At 60.7% G+C, this 13,436-nt stretch carries 9 protein-coding genes; 7 read left to right on the forward strand and 2 right to left on the reverse strand.

Annotation, left to right across the window (positions count from 1 at the left end):
- Positions 1-36: 36 nt before the first annotated feature.
- The 7 genes from ACP7EE_RS16595 to ACP7EE_RS16625 all read left to right on the forward strand — a co-directional run bounded on the left by ACP7EE_RS16595 (position 37) and on the right by ACP7EE_RS16625 (position 11,980).
- Complete coding sequence (locus tag ACP7EE_RS16595) at positions 37-1,764, forward strand: autotransporter assembly complex protein TamA (RefSeq protein WP_426235320.1); 1,728 nt, start codon at positions 37-39, stop codon at positions 1,762-1,764.
- Positions 1,761-5,435 (forward strand): translocation/assembly module TamB domain-containing protein, encoded by a 3,675-nt coding sequence (locus ACP7EE_RS16600; protein ID WP_426235322.1) that lies wholly within the window; start codon positions 1,761-1,763, stop codon positions 5,433-5,435. Before ACP7EE_RS16595 ends, ACP7EE_RS16600 begins: the two co-directional genes overlap by 4 nt.
- Before the next feature lie 114 nt (positions 5,436-5,549).
- Positions 5,550-6,872: a hypothetical protein gene (locus tag ACP7EE_RS16605; protein ID WP_426235324.1), complete on the forward strand. Its 1,323-nt coding sequence runs from the start codon at positions 5,550-5,552 to the stop codon at positions 6,870-6,872.
- A 244-nt stretch (positions 6,873-7,116) separates the two neighbouring features.
- A complete protein-coding gene (locus ACP7EE_RS16610) occupies positions 7,117-7,599 on the forward strand; it encodes a MarR family winged helix-turn-helix transcriptional regulator (RefSeq protein WP_426235326.1) in 483 nt (160 codons plus the stop codon).
- Positions 7,589-9,058 carry an efflux transporter outer membrane subunit gene (locus ACP7EE_RS16615; RefSeq protein ID WP_426235328.1) on the forward strand — a complete coding sequence of 490 codons (1,470 nt, stop codon included), beginning with the start codon at positions 7,589-7,591 and terminating at the stop codon, positions 9,056-9,058. Before ACP7EE_RS16610 ends, ACP7EE_RS16615 begins: the two co-directional genes overlap by 11 nt.
- A 15-nt stretch (positions 9,059-9,073) precedes the next feature.
- A complete protein-coding gene (locus tag ACP7EE_RS16620) occupies positions 9,074-10,276 on the forward strand; it encodes an efflux RND transporter periplasmic adaptor subunit (RefSeq protein WP_426235330.1) in 1,203 nt (400 codons plus the stop codon).
- 174 nt (positions 10,277-10,450) lie between these two features.
- Positions 10,451-11,980: a DHA2 family efflux MFS transporter permease subunit gene (locus tag ACP7EE_RS16625; RefSeq protein ID WP_426235332.1), complete on the forward strand. Its 1,530-nt coding sequence runs from the start codon at positions 10,451-10,453 to the stop codon at positions 11,978-11,980.
- A 200-nt stretch (positions 11,981-12,180) separates the two neighbouring features.
- Here ACP7EE_RS16625 and lpxH read toward each other — a convergent pair whose 3' ends face one another.
- The gene (gene lpxH / locus ACP7EE_RS16630) at positions 12,181-12,927 is read right to left on the reverse strand and encodes a UDP-2,3-diacylglucosamine diphosphatase (protein WP_426235334.1); all 747 of its coding nucleotides are present in this window, start codon (positions 12,925-12,927) and stop codon (positions 12,181-12,183) included.
- Positions 12,924-13,430: a peptidylprolyl isomerase gene (locus tag ACP7EE_RS16635; RefSeq protein ID WP_420649004.1), complete on the reverse strand. Its 507-nt coding sequence runs from the start codon at positions 13,428-13,430 to the stop codon at positions 12,924-12,926. The genes lpxH and ACP7EE_RS16635 overlap by 4 nt, the downstream gene beginning before the upstream one ends.
- Positions 13,431-13,436 lie beyond the last annotated feature (6 nt).

Here is a 13,436-nt window from a genome sequence, read left to right on the forward strand (position 1 = left end):
TATCACGCTCCCACCCTCGTGATAGCATCCGCGCCTATGAAGTTTCCAGGAAGATTTACCAGCGGCGTGCTGATGCTGTTATCCAGCTGCGCGGCGCTGGCGCAAAGTGAATTGGATGTGCGGATCAAACCGTCCAACGATGAACTGAAAGCCAATATAGAAGGCTATATCGGCAGCCTCGGCGATCGCGACGAAGAAGCCTTGCAGCGCTTCAGTCGTGGTGCCGAGGAGCAGGCGCGCAAAGCCGCTCAGGCTTTGGGCTATTACCAGCCGCAGATCGACAGCGATGTGAAGGGCGGCAAGTCGCCACGGCTGGTGCTGAATATCGATCCCGGCGAGCCGATCCGTCTGCGCAATGTGACCATCCGCATCGACGGCCCGGCCGCCTCGCTCAAATCCTTCAGAACCCCGAAAAGCGATCTGCTGAAAACTGGCGCGGCGCTTAATCATGGGCGTTACGAAGACGCCAAACGCCTGATTCAGAATCAGGCGTCGCGCTTCGGGTTCTTCAGCGGGCGTTTCACTAGTCAAAAACTCATGGTCGATCCCCGTGCCGGCGTCGCCGATATCGAGTTGATCTACGACAGCGGCCCGCGTTATGCGCTGGGCAACGTCAGTTTCGAGGGCGACACGCCGTTCGACGAAGACCTGCTGCAACGCATGGTGCCGTTCAAGGCCGGCGAGCCGTACGACTCGGAGCTGATCGCCGAACTCAATCAGGCGCTGCAATCGAGCGGCTATTTCGAAGGCGTGCGCGTGGACGCCGCGCCGACCGCCGCCAAGGACGATGTGATTCCGGTTGCGGTCAAACTCGACACGCGCAAACCGCGCACCATGGGACTGGGCCTCGGATTTTCTACCGACGTCGGGCCTCGGGCCAAAGCCAACTGGACCCGGCATTGGGTCAACCCGCAGGGCCACAGTTACGGCTGGGAAACCGAGATTTCGGCGCCACGGCAGAACGTAGGCCTGTTCTACGACATCCCGCTCGACCCGCCATTGACCGACAAACTGCGGTTTGCCGGCGGCTACCAGAACGAAGAGCTCGCCGACACCGACACCCTGAGCAAACTGCTGACCCTCGGCCCTGAGTGGCACAGCAAGTTGCCCAGCGGCTGGCAGCGCGTGGTGTCGCTGAAGTGGCAACGCGAAGAATACAAACTCGGTGACGATTCGGGTCTGAGCAATCTGTTGATGCCCGGCGTCAGCTATTCCTACCTGAAAAGCGACAACCGCATCGACCCGCACAACGGCTATCGCCTGACCTTCGAAAGCAAAGTCGCCAAGGAGGGACTGGGCTCGGACACCAACCTGCTCTATGGCACGGCGCTGGTCAAAGGCTTGACCACGGTGTTCGACAAGCACCGCTTGCTCGGCCGCGTGCAGGTTGGCGGCAGCGCCACCAACGGTTACAAATCGGTGCCGCCGTCGCTGCGTTTCTTCGCTGGTGGCGATCAGAGCGTGCGCGGTTACGACTATCAAAGTCTGTCCCCGGAAAACTCCGACGGCGACCGCATCGGCGGGCGCTACATGATCGCCGGCAGCGTCGAGTATCAATATTCTGTCGCGGAAAAATGGCGGGTGGCGACCTTCGTCGACCAGGGCAACTCTTTCAACAAACTCGAATTGCCGGACCTCAAGACCGGGGTCGGTATCGGTGTGCGCTGGGTTTCGCCGGTCGGGCCGATCCGTCTCGATCTGGCCCATGCGCTGGACGACGATGGCGGCATCCGGCTGCACTTTTCCATGGGGCCTGAGCTGTGAAGCGTGGTTTGAAAATTACCGGGCTGGTGCTGCTGGCGCTGGTGTTGCTGATTGTACTGATAGTCGCAAGCGTGCTTGGCACCCAGGCCGGCAGTCGCTGGGCGCTGGGTTTTGTGCCGGGGCTGAACGTAGAGAACTTCAACGGTCGCCTCGGCGGGCAATGGAGCGCCGATCACTTGGTGTGGCAGCAGGACACCAGCCGGGTCGAGCTGAGCAAAGCGATCTTCGCCTGGTCGCCGCTGTGTCTGACGCGCATGACCTTGTGCATCGATCAACTGAAAGCCGATCAGGTCACCCTGCAATTCCCGCCGAGTGCCGAGACCACCGAAAGCGGCCCGATCAAACTGCCGGATCTGCAGTTGCCACTGGGCATTGAACTGGGTGATGTGCAAATCGGCAGCCTGTTATTCAACGGCAGCGAACAACTCAAAGGCCTGCAACTGGTGGCGCACTGGACGGCTCAGGGGTTGCAGATCGACAGCGTCAAATTGCAGCGCGACGAGCTCAGCCTGAACCTCTCCGGGTTGCTGCAACCGACCGGCAACTGGCCGTTGAACATCGAAGGCCAACTGACCCTGCCATCCCCGGCCCCCGAGCCGTGGACGCTGGCGCTGAAGATCGACGGCGACCTGCTGAAAACCCTCAACCTGCACGCTGACAGTCGCGGTTATCTCAACGGCCAGTTGAGCGGCGAACTGCAGCCGCTGGCGGAAAATCTGCCAGCAAAAGTGCGCATCACCAGCGATGCGTTCAAGCCGAGCGCCGATCTGCCGGACACGCTGCAACTCAACCAATTGCTGCTGACCGCCGAGGGCGACCTGAAAAACGGTTACCAACTGCTCGGCAACGCCACGCTGCCGGCCGAAAAAGGTCCGGTGGCGTTGCTGCTCAAAGGCAAGGTCGACGCCAACGGCGCGCAAATCGCCGGCCTTGATCTGAATGCCAACGACAAGCAAAGCCTCAAGCTCACCGGCAATGTCGACTGGAGCAAAGGCCTCACGGCACAGGCCAATATCAATTGGCAGGATTTCCCGTGGCATCGCCTGTATCCAGTAATCGACGAGCCGCAAGTCGCGTTGCGCACGTTCAACGGCGAAGTCTCCTACACCGACGGTCAATACCTCGGTAACTTCGCCGCCGCGCTGGATGGCCCGGCCGGTGCGTTCAGTTTGAGCAGTCCGTTCAGCGGCAATCTCAAGCAGATCTTCCTGCCGCAATTCAAGCTCGAAGCGGGGCAGGGCAAGGCTGAAGGGCATGTGAATGTGCAGTTCACTGATGGCATCGCCTGGGACACCGCGCTGCAACTCTCGGCACTCAACCCGGCGTACTGGCTGGCGGAACTGCCGGGCACGCTCGCCGGGCCGCTGAGCAGCACAGGCGAAATGAAGAACGAGCGCCTGAGCCTCAACGCCGACCTTGATCTCAAAGGCAAACTGCGCGGGCAACCGGCGGTGCTGCAAGCCAAGGCTGACGGTGCTGGCGAGCAGTGGAATCTCAACGCGCTGCAAATTCGCCTCGGTGACAACAGCATCAACGGCAAGGGCAGCCTGCAACAGAAACTAACCGGGCAGATCGACATCAAACTGCCGCGTCTGGCCCAGCTCTGGCCTGAGTTGCGTGGGCAGATCAACGGCCGCGTCGATGTCGCTGGCACGCTGAAAGCGCCGCAAGGCAAACTCGGTCTGCAAGGTTCGCAACTGGCGTTTCAAGACAATCGCCTGCAAAGCCTCAACCTCGACGCCACCCTCGACAGTGCGCAGCGGGCGAAAATCGATCTCAAGGGCAGCGGTATTCAGGCCGGCGACACCTCGTTGGGCACGCTGACCGCCAGCGCGCAGGGCGATATCAAAAGCCAGAAACTCAACCTCGACTTGCTCGGGCCGAAGCTGAAACTGGCGCTGGGCCTGGACGGCAATCTGGACAAAGGCAACTGGCGCGGACGCCTGGCCAGCGGCGATATTCAGGCAGGCGGTCAGGACTGGAAACTGCAGAACCCGGCCAGGCTCGAACGGCTGGCCGACGGCAAGATCAACTTCGGCGCGCATTGCTGGTTGTCCAACGGCGCCAGCCTGTGCGGCGAAGATCAGCGCTTGATGCCCGAGCCGAAGCTGCGTTATCACCTCAAGCAATTCCCCATCGAAAGCCTGGCGCAGTGGCTGCCGAAGGATTTCGCCTGGCAGGGCAAACTCAACGCCGACCTGCAACTGGACTTGCCGGCCAGCGGCCCTAACGGCCAGGTCAGCATCGACGCCAGCGGCGGCACTTTGCGCATGCGCGATAAAGATCAGTGGCTGGATTTCCCGTATCAGACGCTGAAACTCACCAGCAAACTCACCCCGAAACGCATCGACACCGACTTGAATTTCGTCGGTGGCAAGCTCGGCGAGTTGAGGGTGCAGGCGCAGATCAATCCGCTGCCGAACAACAAACCGGTCAGCGGTTCGTTTCGCCTCAGCGGGCTGGACTTGTCAGTGGCGCGGCCGTTTGTGCCGATGGTCGAGAAACTCACCGGACGCCTGAACGGCAGCGGCACGATTTCCGGCGGCTTGCTTGCGCCGCAGGTCAACGGCACGGTGCAACTGAGTGACGGTGAAGTCTCCGGCCCGGAACTGCCGCTGGAGCTGCAAGCGCTGCAACTGCAAGCAGTGATCGCCGGCGAGACCGTGCAGGTCAACGGCGGCTGGAAAAGCGGCAAGAGCGGGCAGGGCAGCCTCAACGGTAACATCGCCTGGGGTCAGGCGCTGGTGGTCGATCTGGCGCTCAAGGGCACACAATTGCCAGTCACGGTCGAGCCGTACGCCAAGCTCGAAGTGGCGCCGGACCTGAAAATCTCCATGGCCGGCGACGAACTGAAAATCGCCGGCAAGGTGCTGGTGCCGAAAGGCGAAATCACCGTGCGCGAGCTGCCGCCATCCACCGTGAAGGTCTCGGATGACACGATCATCGTCGGCCAGCAGACCGAGCAGGGCAAACCGCCGCTGGCGATGAAAATGGACATCGACGTGGTGGTCGGTCAGGACAAACTGAGCTTCGCCGGTTTCGGCCTGACCGCCAATCTGCAAGGTCAGGTGCACATCGGCGACAACATGGACACCCGCGGCGAGCTGTGGCTCAACGACGGACGCTACCGCGCTTACGGACAGCGTCTGACCGTGCGCCGTGCGCGCCTGTTGTTTGCCGGGCCGCTGGATCAGCCGTATCTGGACATTGAAGCGATTCGCCAGACGGACGACGTGATTGCCGGCATTCGCCTCAGTGGCAGCGCCGAGCAGCCGACCACGCAGATCTTTTCCGAACCGGCGATGAGTCAGGAACAGGCACTCTCGTATCTGGTACTGGGCCGTCCGCTGAGCACCACTGGCGAGGACAACAACATGCTCGCGCAAGCGGCGTTGGGTCTGGGGTTGATGGGCAGCTCTGGTGTGACCAGCGGTTTGGCGAAAGACCTCGGGATTCAGGATTTCCAGCTCGACACTCAGGGCAGTGGCGACGCTACCAGCGTCGTGGCCAGCGGTAACCTCACCGAAAAACTCAGCCTGCGTTACGGCGTCGGCGTGTTCGAACCGGCCAGCACCATTGCTCTGCGCTACAAGCTGAGCAAGAAGGTTTACGTCGAGGTTGCCAGTGGTGTGGCCAGTTCGCTGGATATCTTCTACAAGCGGGATTTCTAGAGCGCGCTCCCATAACCGGATCGCCGTCGCGATCCGGTTTTCGCAGGATGTATTAGACTCATCGCAGCGTGAAAGCCGCGCCGCTTGCCGGTGCCCGGAGCTTACGGGGAGCCTATGATCCGCTTGAGTATGGTCTTGCTCGGCAACGACTTTGTCCGCAAACGCTGGTCAGCGCTGGCCCTGACCGGCATCGTCTGGGGCGCGGCCGGTGTGGCGATCTTCATCGATGCGCTGGACGGCGTGCTGTACTTTCCGCTGCATGTATTCGGCTACCTGTTGCTGCTTGAAGCGCTGATCATTCTGCTGGTGCCGGCTCCGCGAACCGGCACGGCTGCGGCATTGCGCAAGGGGCGAGGTCTGGTGTTCCTGGTGCTGGGGCTGCTGATCGTCGACCGGCAACACGCCGCCAGCCTGATTCTGGCGCTGCTGTTTGGCGGGGCGTTCCTGATCGATGGCGGGTTTCGTCTGGCGGCTGCGATGGTGGTACGGTTTGTCGGTTGGCCAGTGTCATTGCTGACCGGGTTGTTCGAAATCGGCTTTGGCCTGTTCATCCTTGAACCGTATCCGACGCTGTACAAGGGCACGGTGCCGTTCTGCATTGGCATGAGCATTTTCCTTTCGGGCTGCGCGTTGTTTCGCCAGGCGTGGCGCTTCAAAAACTGGCAGTCGTTCGTCACGCCTTCCACGGTCAGTGCGCCAGCCTGCAGCGATGCGCTGGTGATCCATGTCTGGACCCCCAGCGGCACGGTTGACGACACGTTGGTGCGCAATCGGCTGCTCAACCGCTATATCGCGGCGGTTGATATCAACGGTGTGATTTCTGCCGGCCATGCGGCACTGGAATGTGGCCCGGACATTTACATCAGCCACTACCCGCAAGATGACATTGATCGCTCGGCGGGGGATTTCGTGCGGCTGCTGCGAGCCACGCCGAACAACGATGTGCCGGGCAGGTTTTTGCCTGACTACGCCAGCGAGGTCGGTGACTGGTGTCCGTCATCGGTGCAGGTCAGTTTTGCCCGTTACGACGCCCGGCGACTGAATGCGTTTTGGGCGGCTTACAGGCAGAACAGCACTTACAACCTGACCAGCCGCAACTGTTCCAGCGCGGTTGCGCATAGCCTTGAAGCAGCGCTGGAAGGCGCGATGAATCGTGGTCATTCGAGCATGCTCGATTTCGCCCGGATCATCATCAGCCCGGAATTCTGGGTCGCGGCCCAAGTGCGCAAACGCGCCGAGGCCATGGCGTGGACGCCGGGGCTGGTGCTCGATTACGCGCGGGCGCTGCACGCCGCCATCGAGCCGGCACCGCCGGGCTGGCACGGCATTTTCGCGGGAGCCAAGCGCGCTTGCGGTTATGTGGCAACGGCGTTGCGTGGCCGCGACGTGCATCCCGTGCAACCGCCATCCGTGGACAATCCCTCCGACAAATCCTGATCCGAGTCGCTGCAATCGCTGGCAAGCCAGCTCCCACAGGGTGTGTGTCGTACGCAAAATTCACGTACGCCACAAAAACCTGTGGGAGCTGGCTTGCCAGCGATGGCGTCCTCTTATGCACCACAAAACCCCAGCCCATTAGCCAGCTAATTACCAAGCCTGCTAACTATTACGTTGACATTCGCTGCCTAGGCAGTAACATCCCGACATACATTCACTGCCTAGGCAGTTATCAGGTGCGCACATGAAGCATTTCACCCCAGACGAATTCAAGCATTGCCATCTCGGCCTGCTGCTCGGTCGTGCGGCGTTGCTCAAAGACCGGATCATCGACACCCACATGGAACCCCACGGCATCACCGCCGCGCAGTTCAAGGTGTTGATCATCATGGCCCAGTTCGGCGTCGACACCCCGGCCGAGCTGTGCCGGCACCTGTCGCTGGACAGCGGTTCGATGACGCGCATGCTCGATCGTCTGGAGCAGAAGGGCTTTCTGGTGCGCCAACGCAGCGAAGGCGATCGCCGTCAGGTGCAACTCAAACTGACCGGGCAAGGCCAGCAACTGGCTGATCGCCTGCCACACATCGGCGCCGACGCCATGAATGAACTGGCCGGCGCCATCTCCCGGGAAGAATTGAAGACCCTGGAGTACCTCCTCAAGAAAATTCTGCTGGCAGCCGGTGACCCGATCACTATCCAGCGCTTAGGTGAACACAATGAGCGGTAAAACCTTGCGCAGCAGCCTGACACTGCTGCTGTCGGCGATGATCCTCGCCGGTTGCGCCAATTACAGCGGCCTCGATACCAGCAACAGCAACCTCGATGCGAAAACCTTGCAAGCCGGGCAATCGCTCAACGGAGTCAGCCTGTCGCCAGCCGCGTGGCCAAAAAGTGACTGGTGGACCAGCCTCGGCGATCCGCAGCTCGACGGTCTGATCCGCGAAGCCCTGCGTGACAGCCCGGACATGCAGATCGCCAGCGCTCGCGCGCATCAGGCCAACGCCTCCGCGTACGCCGCCGATGCCGCGCGCTATCCGACCCTCGATGCCAGCGCCGGGATTACCCGCTCGCGTCTGGCCAAGGATCAGGACCCGCGCGGGCAAGGCGATGCTTACGCCACCGTGCGTAATATCAGCGCCGGTTTCAATTACAACTTCGACCTGTGGGGCGGCCAGCGTGATGCGTGGGAAGCCGCGCTCGGTGAAGCGCGTGCCGCTGAAGTCGATCGTCAGGCTGCGCAGTTGACGCTCGCCGCCGACGTCGCCCGAGCCTACAGCGATCTCGGCCAGGCGCACATCGTGTATGACCTGGCCAACGACGACCTCAAGCGCACCAAGCAGATGCTCGATTTGAGCCAGCGCCGCCTTAGTTCGGGGATCGACAGCAACTACCAGTTCCAGCAGACGCAAAGTCTGGAAGCCAGCTCCGAAGCAAGCCTGATCGACGCGGAAAAACGCCTGAACAGCGCCAAAATCGCCTTGGCCGTGCTGCTCGGCAAAGGCCCGGATCGCGGCAACGAAATCGCCCGGCCGAAAATCCTCCAGGCCAGCGCCGTGGCCTTGCCGTCGGTATTGCCGGCAGAACTGCTCGGTCGGCGTCCGGATCTGGTCGCTGCGCGCTGGCGGGTCGAGGCTGCAAGCAAGGACATTGCTTCGGCCAAAACCCAGTTCTATCCGAACTTGAACCTGTCGGCTGCCGCTGGTGCGGAATCGTTGTTAGGTGACGCAATGTTCGGTTCCGCCAGCCGTTTCTTCAACATCGCGCCGACCGTTTCGGTGCCGATCTTCGACGGTGGACGCCTGCGCGCCAACCTCGATGCGCGTGACGCCGATTACGATCTGGCGGTGGCGCAATACAACAAAAACCTGGTGAAAGCCCTCGGCGATGTCAGCGACACGATTAACCAGTTGCGTGACATCGGCCGGCAGATCGGCGCTCAGCAGCACGCGACCGAGATTGCCCAGGATTCTTACAACACCGTGGTCCAGCGTTACGGTTCCGGCATCGGCAACTACCTGGACGTACTCAGCATCGAGCAGCAACTGCTTCAGGCCCAGCGCCAACTGGCCACCCTGAATGCCGAGCAGATCGATCTGTCGATTCAACTGATGCAAGCGCTGGGCGGTGGCTTTCAGGGTGAGACCCTGACCGCAGCCAACGCCACCCCAGCCACGCCGCACAACTAATTCAAGGTATCTGTCATGGCCACTGCCGAAAACACTCAAGCTCAAGATAAAACGCCCGACACCGGCAACCCGCGCAAACGCAAAGTGATGCTGCTGACGCTGGCCGTTGTGGTGCTGCTCGCCATTGCCGGCGTGTGGGCGTATCACGAATTTATCGGGCGCTGGAACGAAAGCACCGATGATGCCTACGTCAACGGTAACGTGGTCGAGATCACGCCGCTGGTGACGGGCACGGTGGTGAGCATCGGTGCCGATGATGGCGATCTGGTGCATGAAGGCCAGGTGCTGATCAACTTCGACCCGAACGACGCTGAAGTCGGTCTGCAAAGTGCTCAGGCCAATCTGGCGCGCACCGTGCGTCAGGTGCGCGGCTTGTACAGCAACGTTGATGGCATGAAAGCCCAGGTCAACGCGCAACAGGCTGAAGTGCAAAAAGCGCAGGACAACTTCAACCGCCGGAAAAATCTGGCGGCTGGCGGGGCGATTTCCCAGGAAGAACTGTCCCACGCTCGCGACGATCTGACCTCGGCGCAAAATGCGCTGGCCAACGCCAGACAACAACTGAAAACCACCAGCGCACTGGTCGATGACACCGTGGTTTCGTCGCACCCGGACGTGATGTCCGCCGCCGCGCAACTGCGTCAGGCCTACCTGACCAATGCGCGCAGCACTCTGATTGCGCCGGTCACCGGTTACGTTGCCAAACGCACCGTGCAACTGGGTCAGCGGGTACAGCCGGGCACCGCGCTGATGGCGGTGATTCCGCTGGATCAACTGTGGATCGACGCCAACTTCAAGGAAACCCAGCTGCGTGACATGCGCATCGGTCAGCCAGTGGACATCGAATCGGACATCTACGGCAGCGACGTGAAATTCACCGGCACCATCGACAGCCTCGGCGCCGGTACGGGTAGCGCGTTCGCTCTATTGCCTGCGCAGAACGCCACCGGTAACTGGATCAAGATCGTCCAGCGTGTGCCGGTACGGATTCACGTCAACGCCGAAGAACTGGCCAAACACCCGCTGCGCGTCGGCTTGTCGACCACGGTCGAGGTCAACCTGCACGACCAGAGCGGCCCGGTGCTGGCGCAACAGCCGCCGCAAAAGGCCTCTTTCAGCACCAACGTCTACGACCGCCAACTGGCCGAAGCCGACGCGATGATCGCCCAATTGATCCACGACAACAGCGCAGCGGCCAGCAAAACCGCGCAACGCTGATACCACTTCCTGTGAGTGAGAACTTCTGTGGCGAGGGGATTTATCCCCGTTGGGTCGCGAAGCGGCCCCGCTTTTGATCCAGAAAAGAGGGCCTGCTGCGCAGTCCAACGGGGATAAATCCCCTCGCCACAAAAGTCCGTTCCGTAGCGCCAACCCGGTTCCAAAGGATTCGCGATGAGCAATAACGCTTCTTTCACGCCGCCCAGCCTGTTGCTCAGCACCATCGGTCTGTCGCTGGCGACGTTCATGCAAGTGCTCGACACCACCATCGCCAACGTGGCGCTGCCGACTATTTCCGGCAACCTCGGGGTGAGTTCGGAGCAGGGCACCTGGGTCATTACTTCGTTTGCCGTGAGCAACGCGATTGCCCTGCCGCTGACCGGTTGGTTCAGCCGCCGCTTCGGCGAAGTGAAGCTGTTTCTATGGGCCACCGTCTTGTTTGTACTGGCCTCGTTCCTCTGCGGTATTTCCACGTCGATGCCCGAGCTGATCGGCTTCCGTGTGCTGCAAGGGCTGGTAGCCGGGCCGTTGTATCCGATGACGCAAACCCTGTTGATCGCGGTTTATCCCCCCGCCAGGCGCGGCATGGCCTTGGCGTTGCTGGCGATGGTCACGGTGGTCGCGCCGATTGCCGGGCCGATTCTCGGTGGCTGGATCACCGACAGTTACAGCTGGCCGTGGATTTTCTTCATTAACGTGCCGATCGGCATTTTCGCGGTGATGGTGGTGCGCTCGCAGTTGGCCAAGCGTCCGGTGGTTACCAGCCATCAACCGATGGATTACGTCGGACTGATCACGCTGATCATCGGCGTCGGCGCGTTGCAGGTGATCCTCGACAAGGGCAATGACCTCGACTGGTTCGAATCGAACTTCATCATCATTGGCGCGGCGATTTCGGTGGTGGCGCTGGCGGTGTTCGTGATCTGGGAAATGACCGACCAGCATCCGGTGGTCAACCTGCGGCTGTTCGCCCACCGCAACTTCCGCATCGGCACGATTGTGTTGGTGTTGGGTTACGCCGGGTTCTTCGGCATCAACCTGATCCTGCCGCAGTGGCTGCAAACCCAAATGGGTTACACCGCGACCTGGGCCGGCCTGGCCGTGGCGCCAATCGGCATTCTGCCGGTGCTGCTGTCACCGTTTGTCGGCAAGTACGCGCACAAGTTCGACCTGCGACTGCTGGCCGGGCTTGCATTCCTGGCGATTGGCCTGAGCTGCTTCATGCGCGCCGGGTTCACCAACGAGGTGGACTTCCAGCACATCGCGCTGGTGCAACTGTTCATGGGCATTGGTGTGGCGCTGTTCTTCATGCCAACCCTGAGCATCCTGATGTCGGACTTGCCGCCGAGCCAGATCGCCGACGGTGCCGGGCTTGCGACTTTTCTGCGTACGTTGGGCGGTAGCTTTGCGGCGTCTTTGACTACCTGGATCTGGATTCGTCGGGCCGATCAGCACCATGCGTACATGAGCGAAAGCATTAGCACCTATGAGCCGGCGACGCGGGAGACTTTGAATTCGTTGGGTGGGGCAGGGCAATCGGCTTACGCGCAGATGGATCATATTCTGACGAGTCAGGCGTATATGTTGTCGACTGTGGATTACTTCACGTTGTTGGGCTGGGGTTTTATGGGGTTGATATTGATTGTGTGGCTGGCGAAGCCGCCGTTTGCCGCTAAAGCAGGGCCGGCTGCTTCCGGGCACTAAGGTCAAAAGCCAAAAGCCCCTCACCCTAGCCCTCTCCCGGAGGGAGAGGGGACTGACCGAGTTGAATGTTCGAGCTACATCGACCTGACAGACTTCAGTCGAACTCAGGTTTGAATAGCGTGAAGATCAGCTCCCTTTCCCCCTCGCCCCCTTGGGGGCGGTCCGACGTTTCGGGAGGGCTGGGGTGAGGGGGTAGGTTCTCAGCCGTTAGACAAAGCCAGCGGAGGCGAGAAGTCAAACGGCGCCAGTGCAAATCCGTTCTCATCCACCTGCAAAGCCCAACCCTGCCGATCCCAATCCCCCAGCACAATCCGCTTCGCCGCCTGATCACCAAGCTGCAACTTGTGGATCGCCGGGCGATGGGTATGCCCATGAATCAGCGTCTTCACACCGAATTCCTGCATGATCCGCGGCACTTCCTCCGGCGTGACATCGACAATGTCATTGGCCTTCATCCGTGTCTGCGCACGGCTTTCGCTGCGCAGTTTGCGCGCGAGTTTGTGCCGGGTGCGCAATGGCAGGTTACGCAAAATGAACAGGCTGAGCGGGTTGCGCAGGTAACGGCGCAGCTTCATATAAGCCACGTCGCGGGTGCACAGGCTGTCGCCATGCATCAGCAGCACCGGCTCGCCGTAAAACTGCACGACACTCGGGTCCTTCAATAATGTGCAGCCGGCCTGTTTGCAGAAGGCCTTGCCGAGCATGAAGTCGCGATTGCCGTGCATCAGAAATATCGCCGTGCCGCTGTCGCTGAGTTCGCGCAGGGCCTGGCAGATGGAACGCTGGAAGGGCGTCATGGCGTCGTCGCCAATCCACGCTTCGAAAAAGTCGCCAAGAATGTACAGCGCACTCGCCGAGCGGGCGCGTCCGGCGAGCAAATCCAGAAACGCCCGGGTAATGTCCGGGCGCTCCTCTTCCAGATGCAAGTCTGAAATCAGCAGTATCACGCTTCGATGATCTCGGCTTTCTCGATGATCACGTCGTCTGCTGGTACGTCCTGATGGCCTGCCTTGGACGTGGTGGAAACGCCTTCGATCTTGTCGACAACGTCGGTGCCGGCAACCACTTTACCGAATACCGCGTAACCCCAACCCTGAGCGGTCTTGGCGGTGTGGTTGAGGAAACTGTTGTCGGTGGCGTTGATGAAGAACTGCGCCGATGCCGAATGCGGGTCCATGGTGCGAGCCATGGCCAGGGTGTACTTCTCGTTCTTCAGACCGTTGTCAGCTTCGTTCTGAATGCTTGGGCTCTTGTCTTTCTTTTCCTTCATGCCAGGCTCGAAACCGCCGCCCTGGATCATGAAACCCTTGATCACACGGTGGAACACGACGTTCTCGTAGTGACCCTTTTTAACGTATTCGATGAAGTTGGCCACGGTGATCGGGGCTTTTTCGTCGTTCAGTTCGATGACGATGTCACCGAAGTTAGTGGTCAATTTAACTTGAGTCATGATCGC

The sequence above is a fragment of the Pseudomonas sp. TWP3-2 genome (genome assembly GCF_049897765.1).
Classification (GTDB): Bacteria; Pseudomonadota; Gammaproteobacteria; order Pseudomonadales; family Pseudomonadaceae; genus Aquipseudomonas.

What these genes read in the sequence shown, in the direction of transcription:
- ACP7EE_RS16620 (WP_426235330.1), top strand. Translation starts at nt 9,074, where the DNA reads ATGGCCACTGCCGAAAACACTCAAGCTCAAGATAAAACGCCCGACACC.
- ACP7EE_RS16625 (WP_426235332.1), top strand. Translation starts at nt 10,451, where the DNA reads ATGAGCAATAACGCTTCTTTCACGCCGCCCAGCCTGTTGCTCAGCACC.
- ACP7EE_RS16635 (WP_420649004.1), bottom strand. Translation starts at nt 13,430, where the DNA reads ATGACTCAAGTTAAATTGACCACTAACTTCGGTGACATCGTCATCGAA.
- ACP7EE_RS16595 (WP_426235320.1), top strand. Translation starts at nt 37, where the DNA reads ATGAAGTTTCCAGGAAGATTTACCAGCGGCGTGCTGATGCTGTTATCC.
- ACP7EE_RS16605 (WP_426235324.1), top strand. Translation starts at nt 5,550, where the DNA reads ATGATCCGCTTGAGTATGGTCTTGCTCGGCAACGACTTTGTCCGCAAA.
- ACP7EE_RS16610 (WP_426235326.1), top strand. Translation starts at nt 7,117, where the DNA reads ATGAAGCATTTCACCCCAGACGAATTCAAGCATTGCCATCTCGGCCTG.
- ACP7EE_RS16615 (WP_426235328.1), top strand. Translation starts at nt 7,589, where the DNA reads ATGAGCGGTAAAACCTTGCGCAGCAGCCTGACACTGCTGCTGTCGGCG.